Source organism: uncultured Brachyspira sp. (genome assembly GCF_944390845.1).
Lineage (GTDB): Bacteria > Spirochaetota > Brachyspiria > Brachyspirales > Brachyspiraceae > Brachyspira > Brachyspira pulli.
Genome location: NZ_CALXRM010000031.1, coordinates 12064 through 35545 on the forward strand (window position 1 = coordinate 12064; position 23482 = coordinate 35545).

A 23482-nucleotide genomic window follows, 5' to 3' on the forward strand; every position below is an offset into this window, starting at 1 on the left:
AGTATTTATGTTTAAATCAATGAATAAATACTATGAAATTAATTTTGATAAAATTGCAGATTTAAAGGATATAATATTAAAGGAAAATATAGAAATAACTTGTGTTAATTCTAATGGAATAAGTATTATTATTCCAGGTTCTTCAGTTGATGTATTGATAGAAGAAAAAGATAATGTTTTGCTTAAAGATGCTAAATATTATATATCATCATTTTCCAGTAAATTCTTTAATTTAAATAATCCTAATACCAATAAAAGCACAGTTGTAGCTGGTGCTGATGATAGTGAATATAGTGAAATAGAGTATTTTTATCATATATATAATAATTGTGAGGCTAGCGGAGAGAAATTAAAATCTGCCAATTCCTTATTTTTGAACAGAATAATTAGAGAGAAACCTAATAATAGATTATCTTTATTGAAACCATATTTAGATGAATTAAAATTAGATTCTAAAGCAAATAAAATATCATCAGAAATGTCCTCTAATATAGAACGTATATTAACAGGCTTAGGAATTATATCAAGATTAGATTTTATAAGATATCTTAAATACATGAAAACATCTAATAAACTTTCTAATGGTATTATTGGTATAGAAATAGAAACTACGATTTCAAGTATAATGAATTCTGTTGTAACATATTTAGAAAAGGAATATTTTAGTGCTGATATATTTGATAGTTTAGATTTGCTTAATGATGCAAATATATTAAGTCATAGCAATAGAGTTTGCATATTGATGATAGAGTTCTTATATTTTTATAATAATATATTCAATAAGGGATTAAGTAATAAGTTAAGACAAGATTATAAAAACAAATATTTGGAATATTATAAGGCTCTTTTTAATAAATATAATATAACTACAGGAATGGAGAAGCTAGAAAAAGTATATAAACTTGGTATAAGGAAATTTACAGGTTCAGAAATAACTTATTATGCAACAGGAGCATTTTACCATGACGTTGCTATGCTTAATATGATTGATTTTATTCCTACAGATGATTTCATTAAAGACGGAGATTTTAAAGATTTCCACACTCCAAAAGCTTATTATTTCCTTAAATATGTATTGAATCAAAAAGATGAAGTATCTTTAGTTGCTGGACTTCATCATGAATGTTATGGATATGGAAGCGGAGTTTTGAAAAATTTCTTAGATAAAAAAGCTAATGATCCAAAACATAAAATAGATTTCATAATGACATTTGAACCAGAAGATATTTTAAATGCTGAAGCCTTTGCATATTTCCCAGCAAAAATGTTAGAAATAGTGGATATATATGACACACTTATGTTTATGGAAGGAAGCAGAAATACAAATATTCAAGATATAGTAATGTATATGAAGAGAGCGTTTATAGAGGATAAAATAGCAATAGATCCTATAGCATTTGATTTATTTAAACAATTTTTATCAGAAATTAAATATGCAGAGATTATTGAGGAAGAATATTAATTTATTTTAATAGATTAAATTTGACTTTTAACAATAAAAATATATAATCATTTCCTATGTATAACGTTATAGTAGCAGGTTCAACCGATTTTACAAGAGATTGTATCTTACAATTAATGAAAACAGATAATGTCAATTTGAGTGCAGTAATAGCTCCAATAGACACAAAAAAAGATAGAAAGGGTAATATAATTAATTCTCCAACTGTAGAAGTGGCTTTGGAGAATAATATAAAATTATTCCAGCCGGAAAGCATAAATAAAGATGATTTCTATAGTACTTTGGAAGAATTAGCCCCAGATTTTTTAATAGTTGTGGCTTATGGCAGAATTTTGAATAAAAGAACATTAGCCTTGCCAAAAATTATGCCGCTTAATATTCATGGATCCCTTTTACCTATATTAAGAGGTGCCAGTCCAGTAGAACATGCTTTACTTTATGGCTTTGAAAAGAGCGGTACAACATTACAAAAAATGGATGCCAAATTAGATGAAGGTGATGTTATACTTCAGCATGAGGTAAATATAGAAAAAGATTGGCAATTTAATGATTTATATGATAAAATAAAAGAAAGCGGGGTATATTTACTTAAAGAATTTTTTACAGATGTTGATAAATATATATCTAATCTAAAAAAACAAGATGATTCTATAGCTACTTATTGTAGTAAAATAAAAAAAGAAGATGGTAAGCTTGATTTCTCAAAAGATGTTTATAGTCTTCATAATATGACCAGAGCCTTTGTAAGATGGCCTACAGCTTATTGTTTTTACAAAGATGTATCGATAAGAGTTTTTAAGAGTGAATATATAGAAGATTCTAATTGTCAAAATGATTTTGGTAAAATAATCGATTTTAATAATGATGGAATATATATTCAAGCACTTAATGGTATTTATATTATAAAAGAGCTGCAAAGGGAAGGTAAGAAAAGACAAACTGTAAAAGAGTTTTTGTGCGGAAATAAATTAATCAGAGGCGAATATTTTGTGTAATAATTTTGGAGTAAAATTGTAAGTATGAGTAAGAAGAAAAATAAACCTGAAATAAAAGCTAAGTCTAAAAATAAAATAGAAAAACCTTTTAATAATGCAGAGAAATATGAAAATATGAAAAATACCTCTGAGGGTAGAATAGAAACTGTAAAAATTAAAGATAAAAAAGAATTTAATAATATATTTTCAAAAATATTATATTACATAAAAAGATTTATAGAGATTATTTTACCAGATGGTATAGTAAGCGATTCTAAATCATTATTGGTTTTTGGAAGATTAACACTTTTTGCTATTATACTTTTTGTAATGCAGGTATTGGTAGTATGTTTGGTAGTATTTGTTGTTGTTAAATCCGGAGGAGAATCTTTTGTTCTTCCAGATGTTCAAGGAAAAGAAATATTTCAAGCATTTAATACTTTAGAAAAAGAGGGTATGAATCTTAATATTCAAACTCACTATTTTGATAATTACCCTTTAGGTACTGTTGTTAGTCAAGAGCCTAAAGGCGGTATAAAAGTAAAAAGAGGAAGAACTGTTTATTTAGTTATAAATGTTGCTGAACAAGCAGTTGTAAAAATGCCTGATGTTACCGGTATAAAGTATGATGAAGCTCTTAGTATAATTAGCAATGAAGTTATTAGTACAATGACAAATGTTACTATACTTCCAAAAGTTGAGATAAATGATTCTATATACGAAAATGATGTAGTTGTTTCCCAAATTCCTTTAGCCGAAGAAGTTGTTGGTGTTAATACTGAGATAATCTTAACAGTTAATAATAAAAAATCTCAAAATTAATAACAATATTATTTGTATATTAAGTATAAAGAAAGAGCTGCTTCTTTCCGAAAATAATTATTGGAGAGTTATATTGTGGAAGGAAAAGAATGTGAATTTTGTGGCAGCACCAAATCTGAAGTTTATATAAAAACAGATTTAGTAAGCTACAATAAATGTTTAAATTGCGGTCTTATATATCAATATCCAGTTTTGAGCCAAGATGAGATAAATGATATATATAGTGATAATTATTTTGAGTATGAAGTGGCTAATCAGGAAAATTTTTTCGGTCTTATGAAACTTGCTATGAAAGATATAGGTTTTGATAAGATAGAAAGTACATTGCCAAATAAAAATGTTCTTGATATAGGCTGTGCTACAGGAATGATGCTTAATTATTTGAAAACTAAAGGCTATAATGCCCAAGGTATTGAAATATGTGCATCTTCTGCTGAATATGCCAGAAAAAATTACGGCATAACAGTTCATGAAAAGCCTTTGCTTGATGTTGGTTTTGACAGTGATTATTTTTCCTTTATACATTTTTCACATGTTATAGAACATGTGCCTAATCCTGCCGATACTTTAAAAGAGATTTACAGGATACTTGCTAAGGGAGGATATTTAGCAATAACAACACCTAATGCCGATGGTATGTTTGCTAAAAAATATGGAGGAGCTTGGAGAGCAGTGATGCCTCAGCATTTATGGCTATTTTCCAAGACTACACTTTCAAATTATATGAAAAGTATAGGTTTTAATATTATTAGTGATTTTTCTTGGGGATCTATTCCTATAGAGAAAAAGCCTAATAAAATTGTTAAAGCTTTTTTTGATAAATATGTTAAATTATTTAATAGAGGAGATGTTATGCTCTTCTTATGCAAGAAAGCATGAATTGTTTTTATCTTTAAGGAGAATATATGAGTAAGGAAATTACTAAACCAACATTATCAATTGATCCTAATAATTATGAATTCTATTATGATAATGATATGAATACAAGAGAAATATACGATCAAATTGTAGATATTGATAGTAAGGACCAAAATTTGTATGAAGAATTGTTAAAGAATTATGTTCACCCTGGAGATACTATATTAAAATCAATTTCTAAACGTGAAGGTATAAAAGCTAGCAAGAATGTAAAATTTGACAAAATGACAGGCTTGTACAAAAGTACGGTTCACGGTTATGTATTCTATGATCAGTTGAAATCAGTATCTGTTATACCAGTAATTAATGTGGCAGATAAATGGCGTGGTGTTATGGTTCTTCCTCCTCAAAAGCGTCAAAAGAAACAGCTTGTTCTTGATGAAATACAAACTATCATATCTGAGATACCTATTAAATTGATGGTAGATTATGATAAAATAGGAGAACTTGTAGCATATAATTTGAAATATGATGAAGGTGTCATGTGTGTATTTGTAGAAGGAAGAAAGCCTATTGATGGAAATGTTCAGAAGGTTATACTTGATTATGATTTTACAATCGATTCAGGTAAGGAATCAGAGTCTGGTGCTATAGATTTTAAAGAAAGAGGATTTATCCATAATATAGATGCTGGAATTCAAATAGCACACTTTATGGAAGAAAAGCCTTCTATTGATGGTCTTGATATATATGATGTTTTAATGGAAGCACATCATGATGATGATCCTTGTTATAAATTGGGTAAGAATATTACTGTTGATCCTGATGGTAAAACTATAAGAAGCGGTATCAGAGGTATATTAAGCAATCATAATAATACTTTATCTGTAAGTACAGTAGTAGAAATAGATAAAGTTGACTTATCTACAGGAAATATAGAGGTTAATGGTTCTCTTATAATTAAAGATAATATTGAGCCAGGCTTTATAATTAAAACAGAAGGCGATATATTAGTTAGAGGAAATATAGAAGATGCTGAAATAGATTGTGCAGGAAATTTAATAGTTTCTGGCGGTATAATAGGCGGACCAAACAGCAAAATTAATGTTAATGGTAAAATATGTTCACAGTTTATCAGAAATGCTAATATAATATGCAAGGGCGATCTTATAGCTCAGCAGCTTGTTAATGCTGAAATAGCTTGTAATGACAGAGTAGTAGTACTTGAAGGAAAAGGTGTTATTATTGGCGGTAACGTTAAAGCCTTGAATGGTGTTTGGGCTAAGAGTATAGGTTCTATGAGTGAATCAAAAACTACTATTACAGTTGGTAGAGATGCTGAGGCTGATGCAGAATTTAAAAATATTGTTTCTACAGTTAAGACTAATAGAGAAGAAATTAGTAAAATAAAATCTCTTTTAGGTACAGAGTATTTCAAAAATCCTAAAGTATTTATAGAAAGAATACCAGTTAATAAAAGAGAAGGAATAAAAGATATATTAAAAAGAATTACAAATCTTGTTAGAGAAACAGCTCAGTTGGAAGCTAGAAGAGATGAAATGAGTGCTGAGTTTGAAAAATTATCTCATAGCAGTATTACTTCTATGGAAGGATTTTTCCCAGGAGTTACTGTTTATATTTCAAGTATGAGAAAGTATATATCTAAAAAGATTTCAGGTACAGAATATTTTTATTCTAAGGAACTTAGAGATATATCAGAGAAAGCTCCTAAAGCATTGCCTTTAGAAGAATATGATTTCCCTAGAGATATAAAAAGAGATTAAAAAATAATTTGTATAAATATAATTAGGTTATTGATTGATAGAGTTTTATAATTCTATTGATTAATAACCTAATTTATTTTAAACGAAAAGATTAAATTCTATACATTTATAAAAAGTGTAAATATGAAATAATAAAAGTTATTATGATATATACCAAAAATTTTTAAGTTTGTCAATTTTTTATTGTTCTTTTTCCCGCCGCACGCCACAGGCGGACAGCGTCAAAGAACCAAAAAGTGCAAGTGTAAAAAATTAGTACTAAATCATACTAAAATTGTCTTATATGTAATATAATTTATTAAATTAAAGCCCAAATGTAGCCTTTCGCCACAGGCGGGCTGTGCCTGCTTCTTTGTGGCACGCCACTGGCACTCCCTACAGTCGCAAAAGAAGTGGGGTTTGGGGCAAAGCCACAGATATAAAAACAAAAATATAAATTTATTTTTGACAAAATATAATTGTTTAGGTATAAATATGATATTTTATTGCAATAATGATAATTGACTTTGATATTTAATATTGTATTATATAAATATAATTATTTTAAGGATATAAAAATGATTTTTGATTATAAAGGTATAACTAATAAAAATAAAGATTTAATATTCATTGCTGGACCTTGTGTAATAGAAAGCGAAGAAATGACAATGACTATAGCAAAGAAATTAAAAGAAATAAAAGATAAATTAAATATACAATTAGTTTTAAAAGGCAGTTTTGATAAAGCTAATAGAACTTCTCTTTCATCTTTTAGAGGTTTAGGAATGAAAGAAGGTCTTGAAATACTTCAAAATGCTGGAAAAGAATTTAATCTTCCTACTTTAACAGATATACATGTTCCAACAGATGCAGATGAAGTTGCAAAGTATGTTGACTTTTTACAGATTCCAGCTTTTTTATGCAGACAAACAGATATGCTTAGAGCAGCATGCGAAACAGGAAAAGCTGTTAATGTTAAGAAAGGTCAGTTTATAAGCGGTTACGATTGTAAATACATAGCTGATAAATGTTCTGATGCTATTAATGAAAAAAGACTTTTTTTATGTGAAAGAGGTACTATGTTTGGATATGGTAATTTGATTGTAGATATGAAAAATTTGGAGATAATGAAAATTTATGCCCCAGTTATGTATGATGCTACCCATTCACTTCAAATGCCTTCTGCTAATAATGGACAGTCTGGAGGAGCTAGAGAGTTTATACCTGCTATATTGAAAGCTGCTGTTGCTTTAGGAATAGACGCTGTATTTATGGAGGTGCATCCTAATCCTGATAAAAGCCCTTCAGATTCTGGAACTATATTTGATTTGAATAAGGTTGAGGAATTGTGGACTCAAATTATAAAGATTAATGATTTAGTTAAAAGTTTGTAATTAAAATATTGAAATGATTATAATTTTGTAATTTTTTATTGTTCTTTTTCCCGCCGCACGCCATACCTAAAATGTATTCCCTACGATCGCAGGCGGACAGAGTCAAAGAACAAAAAAGTACAAATAACAATATTTTTAAATGAAGTTAATTGTATTTAATTCTAAGATAAACCATTAATTTAGAAAAATGTATATTTTGTTATGTTGAATACTGATGTGTATCAAAAAATAAATATTGATTTTTTAAAGATATGTATTTAATAATTAAAATGTAATAGACCAAAATAAGATATAATGTAATTTATGTTTTTGCAACTTTGACAAAGTCACCTCTTTAGGTTGTCCACTGGAAAAGCTGAATAAATTTAAAAATATATTTTTGTAAAATTATAATTGTATGTTAAATTTATTTAGCAGATCCTTTGCCGCAGGCACGCAGAGCGAGCGAATAATTTTAGGAATTTTAAAAAAGGAAAAAATATGAAAAAGATAGTTATTGTACTTGCTTCAAGATTAGGTTCCACAAGACTTCCGCAAAAAGCATTAAAAAAAATGGCTGATTGTGATAGTATGCTTGAACTTATTATTAAAAGATTAAGAAGTTCTAAAAGAGCTAATGATGTAATAGTAGCTACAGAAGAAAAATCTTATGAAGCATTTAAAAATATATTTGATAAACTTGAATGTAATTATTTTATAGGAAGTGAAGAAGATGTTCTTGACAGATATACTAAAGCAGCTGAAAAATTTAATGCTGATATAGTTGTACGTGCCACTGGAGATAATCCTTTGGTTAGTGTTAAGGCTTTGGATATGATCATTGATTATCATATAGAAAATAATGCTGATTTAAGTCATTATGATTTACTTCCTTATGGCAGCGGAGTAGAGGTTATCAATTATGAAGCATTAAAAAAGGCTAATGAGAATTCTAAAGATAGTTTTGAGCATGAGCATATTACACAGTATCATTATAGAAATCCTGATAAATTCAAAATAGAAAATCCGAAAGTAGATGAAGAATTTGCTATGCCAGAATTAAGAACTACTGTTGATACTATAGATGATTATAACAATGTATGCAAAATCTTTGAAAAATATAATAATGATATATATGTTGATGTTGATACTATTATAAGCGATATAAGAAATGGAAAATAGTCAAAAAGAGGATAAAGAAAATTGTTATTATGTTTATATAATACTTTGTGAAGATGATTCTTATTATACAGGTATTACTAATGATCTTATAAATAGATTTAATAAACATTCAAAGGGTAGGGGAGCTAATTATACTAAACTTAGAAAGCCTTTAAAATTTTTATCTGCTTGGAAAGTTGAAAATATTAGTATCGCTTTGAAAATAGAACATTATATAAAAAGTAAAAATAAAAAAATAAAAATTTTATTTGTAAAAAATAATAGGCTTCTTAAAACTTATTATATTAGAGATATGAAAAAGAAAAACAAAGATTTCAATGATAATATAAGTATTAGAAGCATTAGTAAAAATGAAATAGAAAAGATTAATAGTGTTTTTGAAAAATAGAATGCTGTTAATCTTTTATTATTGCAATAATTAATTAATGTTTGACAATTATATTGTTTTATTATATCATCAACTAATAAAAAATATATTAAAGGAATTATTATGTCTTCTTTAAATACTCAAATAAGAAAGGATATAGTAAGTATGGTTTATAATGCCAATTCAGGACATATAGGCGGTTCTTTATCATTGGTAGAAATAATGCATACACTATATTTTAAGATTATGAATATTGATCCTAAAAATCCAAAAATGGAAGGTAGGGATATACTTATAATGTCTAAAGGACATGCTTCTGCTGTGCTTTATTCTACATTAGCACATAGAGGTTATTTCCCAACAGATGAACTTTTAACTTATAGAAAATTAGGTTCAAGATTACAAGGACACCCTTCTAAAAAGAATTTAGAATGTATTGAAGCTTCAACAGGTTCTCTTGGTCAGGGAGTTTGTATAGCAGTAGGTGCTGCTTTGGGATATAAGCTAGATAAAAAAGACGGCAAAATATTTGCTATAGCAGGAGACGGAGAAGCACAGGAAGGTACTTTCTGGGAATCAGCTATGGCTGCTGCTAATTATAAATTGGATAATTATACCCTTATAATAGATAATAATGGCTTACAAATAGACGGTAAGAATGAAGATGTTATGTGTCTTGGTGATTTGGAAGCTAAAATGAAAGCATTTGGTTTTGAAACTTTTGTTGTTGACGGACATAATGAAAAAGAACTTGAAGAAGTATTTGGTAAAAAAGTATCCGGAAAACCAAAATGTGTAATTGCTAAAACAGTAAAAGGTAAAGGCGTTTCATTTATGGAAAATGCTGTAGGCTGGCATGGTAAGGCTCCAAATAAGGAAGAATACGAAAAAGCTATGGAAGAGTTAAATAAACTTGATTAATAGTTAATGAATAATAATATCAAAAATTAAGGAATAAACTTATGGAAAAAAAGGCAATAAGAAATGCTTATGGTGAGGCTTTGAAACGCCTTGGTGAAATAAATAAAAATGTTGTTGTTTTAGATGCTGACTTATCAGGTTCTACTATGACAAAAACTTTTAAATCTGCTTTCCCTGAGAGATTTTTTAATATGGGAATAGCTGAACAAGATATGATGGGTGCTGCTGCTGGACTTGCTATAGCTGGTAAAATACCTTTTGCTTCTACTTTTGCTATGTTTGGAGCAGGAAGAGCTTTTGAAATTATAAGAAACTCTATTTGTTATCCTAAACTTAATGTAAAAGTGGCTGTAACACATGCTGGTATATCAGTAGGTGAAGACGGTGCAAGCCATCAAAGTATTGAAGATATATCTATTATGCGTTCTATACCAAATATGACAGTAATAGTTCCTTGTGATGCTGTTGAAGCAGAAAAAGCAGTATTTGCAGCTGCTGAATTTGACGGCCCTTGTTATTTAAGAATGGCTAGACCTGCTACAAATATCATTACAAAAGAGGATACTCCTTTTACAATTGGTAAAGCTAATGTTTTAAGAGAAGGTAAAGATGTATGTGTATTTGCTACTGGAATATTAGTGGCAGAGGCTTTAGATGCTGCAGAAATGGCTGAAAAAGACGGTATATCTGTTACTGTTGTTAATGTTCATACTATTAAACCTATAGACAGAGAAGTTGTTGTTGATATGGCTAAAAAACATAAAAAGCTTATTAGTATTGAAGAACATTCTATTATAGGCGGACTTGGTTCTGCTATATCAGAAGTTTTAACTGATGAATATCCTTCTCAATTAATAAGACTTGGTATAAAAGATACTTTTGGAGAATCTGGTACAGTAGATGAGCTTATGAATAAATACGGACTTACTTCTAAAGCTCTTTATGAAGCTATAAAATAATAATTGATTTTTATAAAAGTATAAAAAAGGAATGATATTAAAACATATCATTCCTTTTTTATTGATTTTTGGATTTTTAATAATTATTCAATACTAGTTATTTTACCTGTTTTATTGTATTCTTCTAATAAGTCTTTTATATCGCCTCTGCAGCTCCAACAGGTAATACCAGCTTTTGTACAATGCATAACTTCTTCAAGTGTTTTTAAATCTTTTTCTTTAATAGCTTTTATAACTTCCCCATATTTTATATTTTTACAAAAGCATAAAGTACTCTTTGCAGTTTTTTCAAACATAAAAATCTCCAAAATTATTAATAATGCATTGTTATTTTAACAGAATGGAGAATAAAATCAATACATTACAATTATTTTATATTTTAAAGAATTTACCAAAAGCAAACCATAATTGTAATGTTATTATACCATATAATATTAAACATAATCCAAGAACAACACTAACATAAACAGCACCAAGTATAGGATTGAATGTTAAAATAATGCCTGCAATCAAAGTAAGTATTCCGCTTAATATTGAAAGTCCCCATTGACTGTAGCCCAATTTCTTTAATTCTATAGAAGAAGATATAGCAACAACACCTCTTACTATTACAAAGGAAGCAACCATATAAGGTATAAATGCTCCGCTTATTTGTAAATGAGATATTATTATAATACCACATATTGTTGATACTATACCATCTAATAGAATTAATGTTGAACCTGATTTATCTCTTAAGCTAAAGAAATAGAATATAGCACTTATTCCTGAGAATATAGTTAAAAATCCTATTATATAAGCTAACATTAATACAGTTTCTATCGGATTAAACAATGTAGCTATGCCAGATAATATTAATAATATACCAAAAATCAACCACAAAACTCTTCCTAATTTTCCCATAATGTAATTCCTTTTTTATAAAATTTTGCTATAAAATCAATGATAATTAATGTTTTAAAAAAAGCAATATCAAATTATAATTTTAAGTGAATTTTTATTTTATTATGATAATCATTTTTATAGTATAATTTCCGATAATATTTATGATGGATAACAATGAAGAATTAGAAATAGTGCATACACCCGTTATGCTTAAAGAGGTTTTAAGTTTTATACCAGAAAATTCAAAAATAGCTGTTGATGCGACATTAGGTGAGGGCGGTCATACAAAGGCTATGCTTGATTTAAATATTGAAGTACATAGTTTTGAAAGAGATTCTAATATACTTGAAATAGCTAAAAAAAGATTGTCAGGATATGAGAAATTTCATTACTATAATAATACTTATGATAAAATGCTGGAAGAACTTGATGAAGCAGTAATAGGAAATGTTGATTTTATGTTATATGATTTAGGCGTTTCATTATTCCATTTTAAAAAAGCCGAAAGAGGTTTTTCATTCAAAGAAAATGTAATGCTTGATATGAGACTTGGCATTAATGATAAAAGTGCATACGATGTTATTAATGGATATAGTGAAGAAGAATTGGAAAGAATATTCAGAGAGTATGGCGAAATTAATAATGCCAGAAAAATAGCTAAAATTATAATTAAAGAAAGAAATAAAAGAAAAATAGAAACATCTAAAGACTTGGAAAATATAATATTTCATAATACAGATAAATCACAAAGATACGGAAAAATTCACCCTGCAACTTTGGTTTTTCAGGCTATAAGAATAGAAATTAATGATGAGCTTAATATATTAGAAAAATCTATACTAAATATACCAAAGATATTAAATGATAATGGGGTAGTGGTTGTAATGAGCTATCATTCTTTAGAAGATAGAATAGTTAAGAAGTTTTTTAAGGAAAATGAGAAAACTAAGAATAAAGACGGCATATTTAAACTTCTAAATAATAAAGTGATAACTCCGACAAATGAAGAAATAAATTCTAACCCTGCAAGCAGAAGTGCTAAAATGAGAGTGGCACAGTTTATTAAAAATGCTAATGATGGAGAATAATATATGTCTAAAGTGCAAAATAGAACTCAAATAGATAGAGATATTACATCAGATGATAAAAAAACTTATTCTCTTGGATCTATATTTATTGTTATAATTTTATTTGTAATTATTATTAGTATATTTACTTTCGCAAGAAATGTTAAGGCTAATGAAATACTTAAAGAAATGTCAAGATTAGACAGAGAAATAGAAACTTTAGAGAAAGAAGTTAAAGTATTAAGTGCCGAAGAAGCAGAATATTCATCTCCAAATAGATTTATAGAAATGGCTATTATCAATGGATTTACATCTGTAACAGGTGATAATAACGATATCTTATATTTAAAAATAGAATCAGATAATAAAGAATTAAATAATGATGTTAAAGAAAATAATCAAGATACATCAAAATAATAATTATTAAATATAATTAATTAAAATCGGAATATATTTTTTAGATATTGTTAATCTGCTGCGACATTCTTTTTTTCTCAATTTGTGCTATTAAAGCCTTATCAAATTCTTTAGCACTATTGTATCCCATTTCTTCTTTTAGGCGTAGATTTTTAGCAGCGGTTTCTATTAAAATACATATATTTCTTCCGGAACGAACAGGTATTTTTAAGTATGGTACTTCTGTATTTAAAATACTATAAGTTTTATCATATAGACCAGTTCTTTCATATTGCTCATCATCTTTCCAATGTTCTAGTTCTATAATCAAATCTAATTTTTTTCTATTTCTAATGGCACTCATACCAGAAAGTCTTTCTATATTTACAACTCCTATACCTCTAACTTCCATAAAATGTCCGGTATATTCGTTCTTTGTACCTATTATTCTTCCGTCTCTTAATTTAGTAAATGCAACAATATCATCAGCTATTAGTCTATGACCCTTAGAAATGAGTTCTAATGTAGCCTCACTTTTACCAACGCCACTTTTACCTAAAATAAGAATTCCTACACCGAAAACTTCTACAAATCCGCCATGAATAGTGAAGGATTCAAGGAATTTTTCTTCTGCTAATGCTTCTATTCCAGTTATAAGGTCACATGTCTTTAATTCACTAATAATAATACAAATATTATTTTTTTTAGCAATTTCAATAAATGATTCTGGAGGCGTTATATTATATGTGAAGATACATATTGGAATTTTATAACTTAATAATTCTTCAAATATATCAGTTTTATTTTCTTCGTTAAGAGTAAGTACATAATTAGCTTCACCCTTACCGAATATTTGAATTCTTTCAAATGCAAAATCTTTAAAATATTTGAATAATGCCATACCAGGTCTATTTATATCTAGACTAAATATTTCATTTTCCATACCAGCTAAGCCGGTTAAACGTCTAATTTTTAAATAATTATTTCTTTTTTCATTAAGTTCTAAGAATTCACTAACCTTTAATTTTGGCATTATATTTTCATTTCCTCTTTAGCAATAAGTTCCATTATTTCATCAGGTTTTTCAGCATTTATAAGCTTTTCTAAGAAATGCGGATTGTCTCTAAGTATTTTAGCTATAGCAGTTAAAACCTTTAGATTTTCACTAGCAGAGTTTTTAGGAGCAAGCAGCATAAATACAGCAAATACTTTTTTCTTATCAACAGATTTGTAATTAATACCATTTTTGATAGTAGCAACACTAAGAACTATACTTTTTACAGCATCTGTTTTAGCATGAGGTATTGCAATACCGTTACCAACTCCAGTACTCATTAATTGTTCTCTGGCTATAATTGCATGCTCAGCCTCTTCTTTATTTATGAGCAAACCGCAGCTATCTAACCTTTCAACCATTTTGGAGAGGAGATGTTCTTTATCCGTCTCCTGTACATCTATCATTATAGATTCTTTATTAATGTAATCTATCAAATTCATATATTATTTCCTCCAAAATGGTTATTATCTTAGTTAAATTTTTTTAATTAAATATCAAACATTCTTATTAATACAAAAGAATTATCGGATTCTTTGTATAAAGCTTCTGCTTGTTCTGTTATACTGCTCATATAAACAACAAATTTTTTATCTGGATTATCAGTTAAGTAGTTAACAGCTTCGCTGACATTGTATTCTTTAATAAGGTAATTTTCACTCTTACTAGCATCAATATTATTGTCAGGTGTTACACTAACTTCGTCCATGTTCCAGTATTCTTCATTATGATATATTTCTAATACTTTATTGTCATCGCCTTTAAATAGGAATACAGGGAATTTTCCTATTTTAATGCTGTATAAATCATCGCCTTGTTTTATAGGTAAATAAGCCATATAAGGTCTTTTATCAGCATTAAAATGAAGTACTGCATCTAATTCATCTAAAGGTTTTTCATATATACCAACAGAAGTAATAGAATAAGCATCATCTTCATCGTCTGTCTGTACGCTTTTATCTACTACAGCTCTTTGACTTCTATCAATATTTCTTTCTTTGGATTTTCTTATTTCTCTTTCTATTTTTTGAAACATAGCATCTATTGCTACATATAAATCTTTTTCTTTTTCTTTGTCATGGAATACTTTTTTACCAAAGGCAATAGTTCCTTGTACCGTATACTCCCCATGCATATAGTCACATATAATATTGGCGTCTATTATTCTGTCAGCATGAATTTTGATATTTTGCATCTTATTTGCTATATGTTGTCTAACATTTTTAGTAATTCTTACATTCTTTCCAATGATATTTTGATGCATAAAATCTCCTTTTATTTTATCTGTTTCTTGATGAAAAAATATTCATACTATTTCTGTATTTGGCTATTGTTCTTCTTGATATTTCAATGCCTTCACTTTTTAGTATTAATCTAATTTTCTCATCACTTAGCTTTGTTGGAGAGTTTTCTATAATTCTTTTTATAATTTCTTTAACACTTCTAGAACCAAGCCCGCCACTAATGGCCCTAGAGAAAAAATATTTTATAGAAAAAGTACCCCAAACCGTGTTAAGATATTTGCCGTTAGCTATTCTGCTTATTGTTGATTCGCTTAAATCAACTTCTAATGACATATCTTTCAAAGTTAGCGGCTTTATAAACTCTTTTCCATATTCAAAGAAATCTATCTGAAACTTAAGCAAAGCTTCGCCTATCTTTAATAAAGTTTTTTTCCTTTCATTAGTAGCATTAATAAGGCTTTCAGCTTCTTTCTTTTTTTCTTTCAAAAAGTTTATGCTATCTTTACTTTTTTCTCTATCTAATAGTTTAATATATTTTTTGCTAATTTTCAAGGGGGAGATAAAAGTTTCATCTGTTTTTACAAGCCAAATTCCATTTTCTTTTAAAATAAATAATTCCGGAACTATATATTTTACAGCAGATGTATCATATTCTCTAGCGGGGTAGGGTTCTAATGTTTGTATTAATTTTAATGCTTTAATAATAGTATCTTTTTCTACGCCGATATTTGAAGCTATATAATCATAGTCTTTTTTTGATAATTTATCTAAGTAATGCTCTACAATATTTATCGCTATATCATATATACTTAAATTTTTTTCTGTACTTTCTTTTTTCTTTATGCGTAATTGTATGGCGAGGCATTCGTTAATATTTTTAGCTGCTACTCCATAAGGATCAAATGTTTTTATTATAGATACTATTTTTTCAACTTCTGATATAGATACATTTAGTATATTAGATATTTCATCATTGCTTATTGTAAGGTATCCGTCTTGATTTATGAAACTGCATATCTGCTGTGCTAATTCTATTTCTTTTTTATTGTCAAAAGTTATTTCTATTTGGCTTTTTAAATGAGAAAATAAACTTTCTTTTCCGCTGTCCGCTGTATTTTCTATTATAGAATTAATATCCGCTGATGATGAAGAAGATTTTGGATAAGAAGATTTAAAATCATATTCCAGAAATGGATTATCTTCCATTGCTTTTTCTATTTTTTCTTTTAATTCAACAGCAGGGGCGGATATAACATCAAGCCAAATTCTAGTTTGATAATTCAGCCTTAAATCATTTTTTATAGCAGTTCTTAAAGATGTATTCGCTGATAAAGATGTATTATTAATCATAGAATCCTAGAGATAAATAATAAATCATTGTACTTATAAACCTAGGTGCTATATCAAGAGGAGATAATAAATTTCCAAATTTGTTATGCTCTCCAAGTTCATAGAATTTTATATTATCTATTACTAAATCTTCTTCATTAAGAACACAATTAATTTCACATGCTATATTTAATATATCATCTAATAAATAATAGCTTGCATATTCATTAAAATATTCTGCTTTAATATCTAATTCTTTTGATAATTTATCCATATATTTTAATGATATTTTTTTGCCTTTGAAAGATATTATTGCATTATTTTCTATATCGCTTTCTTGTATAATATTTCTTCCTAATTTTATTTGTTCTATAGGCTGCATTATTTCATACAATTCTATTTGTTTTTTCCAAGTCTGATAGTATTCTTCATCACTGTCAGCCGGGTGATATAATGAAATATAATATGTTATCTTTTGAGGAAGCTCATATAAATCTTCTTCTATAGAACTTAAAGAACCATCTTCCATATATCTGAAACAGTCTATTAAATTACCATATTCATCATATACACCCCATATAAATGCAAAAGTAAAATATTGCATAATAGGGTTTTCAACAAATACTTCAAAAAATGTTTCATAATTCCATTTTCTGCCGTTAAACATAACTTTTTTTAGTTTTTCTTTTTGATAATTAATTATTGCATCTAAAGAATTACGAATATTAATTAAATCTTTTTTAGCATCAGCAACACGTATTTCATCATCGCCTTCTATAGCATCAGGCAATTCTTTTAATATTTTATGGTTGGTATTATCTATTATTTCTAAATAAGAATCACTTAATAATTGAAGTGTAAAGCTTTGTTTTCCATAGCGTATAGTTTTATTTCTTTCTATATTAAATCCTAAGCTAGGAAGTACTTTATCAAATAAATTATCAACAGGTATATTCAAACATTCAGAAGCCTTTTTGAATGATTCCATAGCTGCATTTTTTAGCTTTTTGTTTTTTGACATATAAATAATATTATTTATTATCATCAAAGCAAATTTTTCACCATTCATAGCTATAGCAGGTATTATATATGATGCCAAAGATGATTGGAAATTATCATGCCAATATTCTATTTTATCATATAAGTTTACTATTTGATTATAGTCAGCATAAATACAATAAGGCAATATAATATTTTTTTGCTTTTCATCATTTCCGTTATCTATCCAATATTTATATACATTTTCAAGTGTCTCTCTTAATGAATTCATATCAAATAAATCAACTATTTTATCTATATCTTTTATTCTACAAGGCTCATCAAGAAGCATATACTCTAATAATATATATTTGATAACTTTTACTGGAACTTTTGTTTTTTTGTCTTTTCTTAATACAACATTCGATATTAAAGAATCATCTATGAAATCTATTAAATGTTCATAATCATCATCATAATAATCATCTATATATTGATTAACTTCTTCTATTGAATTAAATTTAAATCCTTTTCTGTTGTAATTCCATTTCTTTATTATATGTTTTAAACGGAATTGAACATCTTTTCTATAAGCATGTATACTGCTTTCTATATAATGTCTTGAATTGTATTCATCTTTTTCTATTATATTTAAAACTGCATCTAATAATTCTTTATTTTTTAAATGAAGTACATAACAAAGTGCAGAATAATTAGTTAATGCTGCTTTGTCTTTTTTGTATAAAAGTTCTAAAAAGTCTATAAGAGCATAGCTTTTATGAGAAACAGCTTTTAAAAATTGTTTGTCATGGAACATCTCTAATATTATATCTGCATTTTTGTTAATGAGTTTTAACATATACTGCTGACTAAAAATATATATAGGGTAGGTGTATATATAGGTTATGATTAAATCTTTTAAATCTAATCCGTATCCCTCTAAATATTCTAGTATTTCTTTTAATCTAGTATTATAGAATTCTTTTCTGTCTTTTATCATTAAAGGTATTACTAAATTGTATGGCAATGAATTTAATAAAGCTCTTATAACTTTTCTTGCTTTTTCATTGTAATCATACATTAATACCATTATTTTAGTTGTAAATATAACGTCATTAGTCATATTTATAGATATATCATATTTATCTATACCTTCTAATAATTCAAATATATTTTCTGATTTTTTATTGTATATTTTTTCCAAGCCATTTTTCAAATTTTCTATAAAATAATCTATGCTATTATCAAGTATGCTAATATCAGCATTTTCATCTTTATTATAAAGAAGTACACATGTTAATACAACTTTCATTTCTATAACATAAGGTATTTCAACAGATTTTAATATATTTGAAAGCCTATAGAATGATTCTTTATTATTTTGATATAATTCTTTTATTCCGTAAAAAAATTTATTTGAATTTACTAATACATTATAATCTAAATATTTTATTAATATTATAAAACATTTAGGTATATTAAAATCATGTAAATATGACAAGAATTCATTAAAATTCAAGTTTTGGAATTTATGACTTAAATTTTTTCTTGTAAGGAAGAATAATCTTATCATATAAGCAAAATTTACAAGCAAATCTTTATTTGAAAGAATTAAATTATTTTCTAATAATTCAATAAATCTTTTTTGAATTTTTTCATCTCTGTCTATTATAGCAAATAAAGAAAGCATACTATCTACATAATCAACTTTATAAGAATATTCTAATAAAGTATCTATTTTACTGTAATCATTATTGTATATTTTTATAGAGAACGCCATTAAAGCAATTAAAATATTTTCTCCATACTCTGAAGTGATTTCATATATAGTTGAATTGCATACAGATGCCATATAATTTTCAGTTTCTTCAGGAAAATACTTTTTAGCATAATGATAATATATCAATATGTGCATTTTAGCATTTATTACTTCATTTGAAATAGGATTTATACTGTATGAATGTCTTTTATATTCTCTATTCCAATCATTAATTTTTTCTAAGGATATACACTTTAATAGAGCTTCTTTTACAGTTAATCCTGATATTATATTTATTACTAATATCTCAAAAATATATATATTTTCTATATCATGCATTGATATAACTTTAAATAATCTAATTAAAGCTTCATTATTCTTATCCATCTCATATAATTCAAGTAATTGTGAATATATGCTATGATTATTTGATATAGAATATACAATATTTTTAGAGTCGAATTCTATTGTATCAGTTTCACCAAAGACATATTTTTTTATATCATCTATATATGGGTGTTTTTTAAAAATATCATCTATATAACTTTTGTCGATGCTCATAGTATAGCCTTAAAATATATATATGAGATACTATACCATATTTTAGAAAAAAATGAATAAAAAATTAATCAATAATCAATACTACTTTGCAATTTTTTATAGCATTTTTAAGATTTGTACTGCTCATAATGATACTAGCATCTTCATTTCCTATTACTAAATCACTTGAAAGTCTGCCTCTTGCTCTCCAAGCCACTATATTATATGGTTTTTCACCTATTATATTGGTGATATTTCCATTTGTTAGATAAGAATTTGTAGAGTAGGTAATATATCCATTAGTAGCTGCAACAGTTTTATTTATGTATGCTATATTGTATATTTCGTTACCATCTTCATCATATACTGTAGGGAATAATGATGGAGTAAATCCTATATTTCTAGCATCTATTACAAGACTATCATAATCAGTACCTGTATCAAAATATGTTATTACAGGTTCTGGTTTATATTCGTTGATATTATTTACTAAATCATACATTAAATTATTTGTAGTTATGTCTAAAGCCATAAGAACTTTTACGCTTGTTCTTGTAGGATAAGATATACCGACTAATCTGGCATTATTGATAGAACTTACAACTTTTTCTTTCAACACTCTATTTTCTTCTATTATACTATAGATAGTATCTTCACTATTTATTGGAATATTTCCTAAAGTATCATATAGTGTTTTTATAGTTTCTTCTTCTGCTTGCTGCTGTAATATTAACAATGCTTCAGGATGCAAGCGTGTATCTGTCAAATAATCTGCTGTAGCGTCAGCATATATTGTATATGTAGTATAATCAACTCTTCCTTCACCAGTATTAACTAATATGTTATTATTAGTTATTGATGTATATTGAGCGAAAAGCAACATATTTATAGTAACAAATAGTAAAATAACCTTAATATTCATATAAACTCCAATATGCTGTAAATATTCTCGGTTTATAAAAAAAATACTTAAAGGTATTTTTATACTATTATCTTCTTTTTTCTAATTTTTGCAAATATGTAGATACATTTATATATCCATTATATTTCATAACTTCATAAGCACGAAGACCTATAGAGTTAGCTTCTTTATAGTTTATGTCATTATAAATTAGATATCTGGCTATTTCTATTTTAGTGGCATAAAATATGGCATTTTGTCCCCAATCGTCTTTTTCATTTATATCAACTTTTAAATCTTCTACTAGATATTTTATCAAATCGAAATTTTCATTTTCAACAGCATACATTAACATAGTTTTGCCTAAAATGTCTCTTTTATTTATATCAGCACCGCTTTTTATAAGAAGTTTTACTGAATATAAATCTCCTCCTTCGCAAGCATAATGAAGTGCTGTTTTTCCATTATTATCAACTGCATTGATATCTGCTTTATTGTTTATAAGAAGATTTAATATATATGGGTAATTGGCTGAAAGTATAAGAGCATTTTCTCCTTTACTATTGGTAATACTTATATCAGCATTTTTCTCTATTAAATAATCAGCCAAATCATAATAACCTATTGATACAGCTTTCATTAATAGGGTATTGCCTTCTCTGTTTGTGGCATTGATATCACCATTATTTTCTAAATATCTATTAATATTTTCTATTATATATGTTAATTTATTATCATGAGTAATAAAATCAAATATGCTTGGTTTTTGAGGTATATTTGAATTTTCTATTCTTTCATAACTATTGTATTGAGCATTAACTACATTATCGAATGAGTTAGGAAATAGAAAATTACATAGTATTAATATTAAAATAAAGTATTTTTTCAAGTGCTGTCCTTAAATTGATTGTAATTATTTTATTAATTAAACATTATTAATTTTTTCTAATTCACTTAACATGAAATTCAAATCATCAATTACCTTTTGTTCTTCTTTTTGATTCCTTAAAATATAAGCAGGGTGATAAGTTGCTATTACTGGCACATCTTTTCCATTATTATTGTAGTAATGCACTTTATTTCTAGCTTTTCCGAAAGGTGTTTTCAAATCAAAATCTATTAAATTACCAAAACCATGACGTCCTAATGCACATATTATTTTAGGATTAAGTATTTTTAATTGAGTTACAAAATAATCTCTACAATTTGATTTTTCTTCAGGTAAAGGATCTCTATTTTCAGGAGGTCTGCATTTCAAAGCATTCATTATATAGTATTTTTTATTATTTATGCCAAGCTGTTCAATCCATTTATCAAGAAGTTTTCCGCCTCTGCCTACAAATGGAAGTCCTTGTTTATCCTCGTCAGCTCCAGGTGCCTCTCCAACAAATACTATATCAGGTTCTTCATCTCCTCTGCCGAATACTACATTTAATCTGCTGTTACATAAAGCCTCGCATTTCATACATTTTTCAACTTCACTATATATTTTTTTTAATTCTTCATTATGTATTTCTTTCATTTTATTTATATCCTTATTATCTTTTTTGGATTCTAGTTTTTTTGGATTTTTTAATATTATTTTTTTATTATGTGAACTGCAAACTATACTTGAAAATTTTATTTGGTTTTGCTGTAAAAAATATTTTTCTATTTTGTTCATATTAATAAATCCTAAATGTTATTTTTAAAACATGTATAAGATTATATAATAAAATTAAATTTATTAAAAATTTTTTTATTTATTTGTTATGTAATTTATAAACTGATTATTATGGATATATACTAAAAATTTTTAACTTTGTCAACCGATGCACTTTATATAGAGTTATAAACTTTTTTGCCGCACACGCTCTGCGGACTTCGTCAAAGTTTTTATCCTTCGAATACGCTACGCGAAAAACGCAATTGCTAGAACTTTATATTTTAAGAATATGTATCAAATATGGTATAATACCCTGATTTTAGGTTAAAAATGCAGTTCTTCGCGAAGCGTATCCGAGCCTGTCGAGGATATAGGTTCTTTTATACCAATACTTACAGTACTTCCTTCGGTCGTAAAAGAACTGGGGTTCGGGGCAAAGCCCTGAAAATATTTTAAATTAAAAAAATTATTTTGACAAAATATAATTGTTTAGGTATATACTAAAGAGTTTTTATATATAAAAAACTTGTTTAATTTTGTAGTCTATCGAATAAATTTACTAGATTTTTATAGTTTTTCTATTTCTTGTATACTTAAGCCTGTTAATTCACTGATGAGATTTATGTCCATATTTCTAGCTATCATATTTTTGGCCATAGATATTGCTTTATTTTTTTCACCTTGTTCTATTCCTTCTTCTTTAGCTTTTTTTAAATCTAATTCTAGACTTTTATCAAAGAAATATGTATCTACTTCGCGTTTTTTATATTTATCCATTACAGGAGTACTATTTACAAAAGTACGGCATTTCTTTTCAACTTCTTCAAATATAGTATTTTCTTTCATTAAAATAGACATATCTTCCCCCTTAAAAAATTTAACCCAAGAAATGAATTCTTTATGTATATTATCTAAACTTTCTATTTCAGAAATATTTTTTAAATTGAATTTAGGAAGCTCAACAAAATGTAATTGACAATGATCTGTTAAAATTTTATTATTA

The 23482-nt window shown here is 26.9% G+C and carries 22 protein-coding genes and 1 pseudogene; 12 read left to right on the forward strand and 11 right to left on the reverse strand.

Going from position 1 to position 23482, the window contains the following annotated elements; translation table 11 throughout:
* Nucleotides 1-7: 7 nt before the first annotated feature.
* From Q0K52_RS07750 to Q0K52_RS07795, 10 genes are all read left to right on the forward strand, one after another.
* On the forward strand, nt 8-1462 hold the full coding sequence (locus tag Q0K52_RS07750) for a hypothetical protein (protein WP_297298187.1): 1455 nt from the start codon (nt 8-10) through the stop codon (nt 1460-1462).
* A 56-nt stretch (nt 1463-1518) separates the two neighbouring features.
* Nucleotides 1519-2457 (forward strand): methionyl-tRNA formyltransferase, encoded by a 939-nt coding sequence (gene fmt, locus Q0K52_RS07755; protein ID WP_297298189.1) that lies wholly within the window; start codon nt 1519-1521, stop codon nt 2455-2457.
* A 24-nt stretch (nt 2458-2481) separates the two neighbouring features.
* Nucleotides 2482-3258 carry a PASTA domain-containing protein gene (locus tag Q0K52_RS07760; protein ID WP_297298191.1) on the forward strand — a complete coding sequence of 259 codons (777 nt, stop codon included), beginning with the start codon at nt 2482-2484 and terminating at the stop codon, nt 3256-3258.
* Nucleotides 3259-3333: 75 nt separating this feature from the next.
* Nucleotides 3334-4137 (forward strand): methyltransferase domain-containing protein, encoded by an 804-nt coding sequence (locus Q0K52_RS07765; protein ID WP_297298193.1) that lies wholly within the window; start codon nt 3334-3336, stop codon nt 4135-4137.
* 26 nt (nt 4138-4163) lie between these two features.
* Nucleotides 4164-5900, forward strand: coding sequence for a DUF342 domain-containing protein (locus Q0K52_RS07770; protein ID WP_297298195.1), 1737 nt, complete (start codon nt 4164-4166; stop codon nt 5898-5900).
* Between the two features lie 557 nt (nt 5901-6457).
* Nucleotides 6458-7273 (forward strand): 3-deoxy-8-phosphooctulonate synthase, encoded by an 816-nt coding sequence (gene kdsA / locus Q0K52_RS07775; RefSeq protein WP_297298197.1) that lies wholly within the window; start codon nt 6458-6460, stop codon nt 7271-7273.
* A 480-nt stretch (nt 7274-7753) separates the two neighbouring features.
* The gene (locus Q0K52_RS07780) at nt 7754-8434 is read left to right on the forward strand and encodes a spore coat protein (protein WP_297298199.1); all 681 of its coding nucleotides are present in this window, start codon (nt 7754-7756) and stop codon (nt 8432-8434) included.
* On the forward strand, nt 8424-8822 hold the full coding sequence (locus Q0K52_RS07785; protein ID WP_297298201.1) for a GIY-YIG nuclease family protein: 399 nt from the start codon (nt 8424-8426) through the stop codon (nt 8820-8822). Before Q0K52_RS07780 ends, Q0K52_RS07785 begins: the two co-directional genes overlap by 11 nt.
* Before the next feature lie 102 nt (nt 8823-8924).
* Nucleotides 8925-9722, forward strand: coding sequence for a transketolase (locus tag Q0K52_RS07790; RefSeq protein ID WP_297298203.1), 798 nt, complete (start codon nt 8925-8927; stop codon nt 9720-9722).
* A gap of 41 nt (nt 9723-9763) precedes the next feature.
* On the forward strand, nt 9764-10681 hold the full coding sequence (locus tag Q0K52_RS07795) for a transketolase family protein (protein ID WP_297298205.1): 918 nt from the start codon (nt 9764-9766) through the stop codon (nt 10679-10681).
* 83 nt (nt 10682-10764) lie between these two features.
* On the opposite strand, the gene Q0K52_RS07800 is transcribed toward Q0K52_RS07795, so the two are convergent.
* Together Q0K52_RS07800 and Q0K52_RS07805 are read right to left on the reverse strand one after the other, a co-directional pair.
* Nucleotides 10765-10977: a (2Fe-2S)-binding protein gene (locus Q0K52_RS07800; RefSeq protein ID WP_297298208.1), complete on the reverse strand. Its 213-nt coding sequence runs from the start codon at nt 10975-10977 to the stop codon at nt 10765-10767.
* Nucleotides 10978-11053: 76 nt separating this feature from the next.
* Nucleotides 11054-11584: an HdeD family acid-resistance protein gene (locus Q0K52_RS07805; protein ID WP_297298210.1), complete on the reverse strand. Its 531-nt coding sequence runs from the start codon at nt 11582-11584 to the stop codon at nt 11054-11056.
* Nucleotides 11585-11730: 146 nt separating this feature from the next.
* On the opposite strand from Q0K52_RS07805, the gene rsmH reads away from it, so the two are divergent.
* Complete coding sequence (rsmH, locus tag Q0K52_RS07810; RefSeq protein WP_367270984.1) at nt 11731-12654, forward strand: 16S rRNA (cytosine(1402)-N(4))-methyltransferase RsmH; 924 nt, start codon at nt 11731-11733, stop codon at nt 12652-12654.
* Nucleotides 12655-12657: 3 nt separating this feature from the next.
* Entirely contained in the window at nt 12658-13050 is a 393-nt protein-coding gene (locus Q0K52_RS07815; protein WP_297298214.1) for a septation ring formation regulator EzrA, read from the forward strand.
* 40 nt (nt 13051-13090) lie between these two features.
* Here the strand turns inward: Q0K52_RS07815 and hprK are convergent, their stop codons facing one another.
* The 9 genes and pseudogenes from hprK to Q0K52_RS07860 all read right to left on the reverse strand — a co-directional run.
* Nucleotides 13091-14062, reverse strand: coding sequence for an HPr(Ser) kinase/phosphatase (gene hprK / locus Q0K52_RS07820; protein ID WP_297298216.1), 972 nt, complete (start codon nt 14060-14062; stop codon nt 13091-13093).
* Nucleotides 14062-14526 carry a PTS sugar transporter subunit IIA gene (locus Q0K52_RS07825; RefSeq protein WP_297298218.1) on the reverse strand — a complete coding sequence of 155 codons (465 nt, stop codon included), beginning with the start codon at nt 14524-14526 and terminating at the stop codon, nt 14062-14064. Before Q0K52_RS07825 ends, hprK begins: the two co-directional genes overlap by 1 nt.
* A gap of 47 nt (nt 14527-14573) precedes the next feature.
* On the reverse strand, nt 14574-15347 hold the full coding sequence (gene raiA, locus Q0K52_RS07830) for a ribosome-associated translation inhibitor RaiA (RefSeq protein ID WP_297298220.1): 774 nt from the start codon (nt 15345-15347) through the stop codon (nt 14574-14576).
* A gap of 16 nt (nt 15348-15363) precedes the next feature.
* On the reverse strand, nt 15364-16677 hold the full coding sequence (gene rpoN / locus Q0K52_RS07835) for an RNA polymerase factor sigma-54 (RefSeq protein WP_297298222.1): 1314 nt from the start codon (nt 16675-16677) through the stop codon (nt 15364-15366).
* Complete coding sequence (locus Q0K52_RS07840) at nt 16670-19954, reverse strand: DUF4132 domain-containing protein (RefSeq protein WP_297298224.1); 3285 nt, start codon at nt 19952-19954, stop codon at nt 16670-16672. The genes rpoN and Q0K52_RS07840 overlap by 8 nt, the downstream gene beginning before the upstream one ends.
* A 64-nt stretch (nt 19955-20018) precedes the next feature.
* A complete protein-coding gene (locus Q0K52_RS07845) occupies nt 20019-20855 on the reverse strand; it encodes a hypothetical protein (RefSeq protein WP_297298226.1) in 837 nt (278 codons plus the stop codon).
* Nucleotides 20856-20922: 67 nt separating this feature from the next.
* A complete protein-coding gene (locus Q0K52_RS07850; protein WP_297298228.1) occupies nt 20923-21723 on the reverse strand; it encodes an ankyrin repeat domain-containing protein in 801 nt (266 codons plus the stop codon).
* Nucleotides 21724-21759: 36 nt separating this feature from the next.
* A complete protein-coding gene (locus Q0K52_RS07855; protein WP_297298230.1) occupies nt 21760-22497 on the reverse strand; it encodes a uracil-DNA glycosylase in 738 nt (245 codons plus the stop codon).
* Nucleotides 22498-23046: 549 nt separating this feature from the next.
* Nucleotides 23047-23482: pseudogene (locus Q0K52_RS07860) on the reverse strand (hypothetical protein); the annotation flags it as partial.

Excerpts from the sequence above, each read along its gene's own strand:
- Q0K52_RS07750 (WP_297298187.1), top strand. The coding sequence starts at position 8 with ATGTTTAAATCAATGAATAAATACTATGAAATTAATTTTGATAAAATT.
- fmt (WP_297298189.1), top strand. The coding sequence starts at position 1,519 with ATGTATAACGTTATAGTAGCAGGTTCAACCGATTTTACAAGAGATTGT.
- Q0K52_RS07760 (WP_297298191.1), top strand. The coding sequence starts at position 2,482 with ATGAGTAAGAAGAAAAATAAACCTGAAATAAAAGCTAAGTCTAAAAAT.
- Q0K52_RS07770 (WP_297298195.1), top strand. The coding sequence starts at position 4,164 with ATGAGTAAGGAAATTACTAAACCAACATTATCAATTGATCCTAATAAT.
- kdsA (WP_297298197.1), top strand. The coding sequence starts at position 6,458 with ATGATTTTTGATTATAAAGGTATAACTAATAAAAATAAAGATTTAATA.
- Q0K52_RS07780 (WP_297298199.1), top strand. The coding sequence starts at position 7,754 with ATGAAAAAGATAGTTATTGTACTTGCTTCAAGATTAGGTTCCACAAGA.
- Q0K52_RS07785 (WP_297298201.1), top strand. The coding sequence starts at position 8,424 with ATGGAAAATAGTCAAAAAGAGGATAAAGAAAATTGTTATTATGTTTAT.
- Q0K52_RS07790 (WP_297298203.1), top strand. The coding sequence starts at position 8,925 with ATGTCTTCTTTAAATACTCAAATAAGAAAGGATATAGTAAGTATGGTT.
- Q0K52_RS07795 (WP_297298205.1), top strand. The coding sequence starts at position 9,764 with ATGGAAAAAAAGGCAATAAGAAATGCTTATGGTGAGGCTTTGAAACGC.
- Q0K52_RS07800 (WP_297298208.1), bottom strand. The coding sequence starts at position 10,977 with ATGTTTGAAAAAACTGCAAAGAGTACTTTATGCTTTTGTAAAAATATA.
- Q0K52_RS07805 (WP_297298210.1), bottom strand. The coding sequence starts at position 11,584 with ATGGGAAAATTAGGAAGAGTTTTGTGGTTGATTTTTGGTATATTATTA.
- rsmH (WP_367270984.1), top strand. The coding sequence starts at position 11,731 with ATGGATAACAATGAAGAATTAGAAATAGTGCATACACCCGTTATGCTT.
- Q0K52_RS07815 (WP_297298214.1), top strand. The coding sequence starts at position 12,658 with ATGTCTAAAGTGCAAAATAGAACTCAAATAGATAGAGATATTACATCA.
- hprK (WP_297298216.1), bottom strand. The coding sequence starts at position 14,062 with ATGCCAAAATTAAAGGTTAGTGAATTCTTAGAACTTAATGAAAAAAGA.
- Q0K52_RS07825 (WP_297298218.1), bottom strand. The coding sequence starts at position 14,526 with ATGAATTTGATAGATTACATTAATAAAGAATCTATAATGATAGATGTA.
- raiA (WP_297298220.1), bottom strand. The coding sequence starts at position 15,347 with ATGCATCAAAATATCATTGGAAAGAATGTAAGAATTACTAAAAATGTT.
- rpoN (WP_297298222.1), bottom strand. The coding sequence starts at position 16,677 with ATGATTAATAATACATCTTTATCAGCGAATACATCTTTAAGAACTGCT.
- Q0K52_RS07840 (WP_297298224.1), bottom strand. The coding sequence starts at position 19,954 with ATGAGCATCGACAAAAGTTATATAGATGATATTTTTAAAAAACACCCA.
- Q0K52_RS07845 (WP_297298226.1), bottom strand. The coding sequence starts at position 20,855 with ATGAATATTAAGGTTATTTTACTATTTGTTACTATAAATATGTTGCTT.
- Q0K52_RS07855 (WP_297298230.1), bottom strand. The coding sequence starts at position 22,497 with ATGAACAAAATAGAAAAATATTTTTTACAGCAAAACCAAATAAAATTT.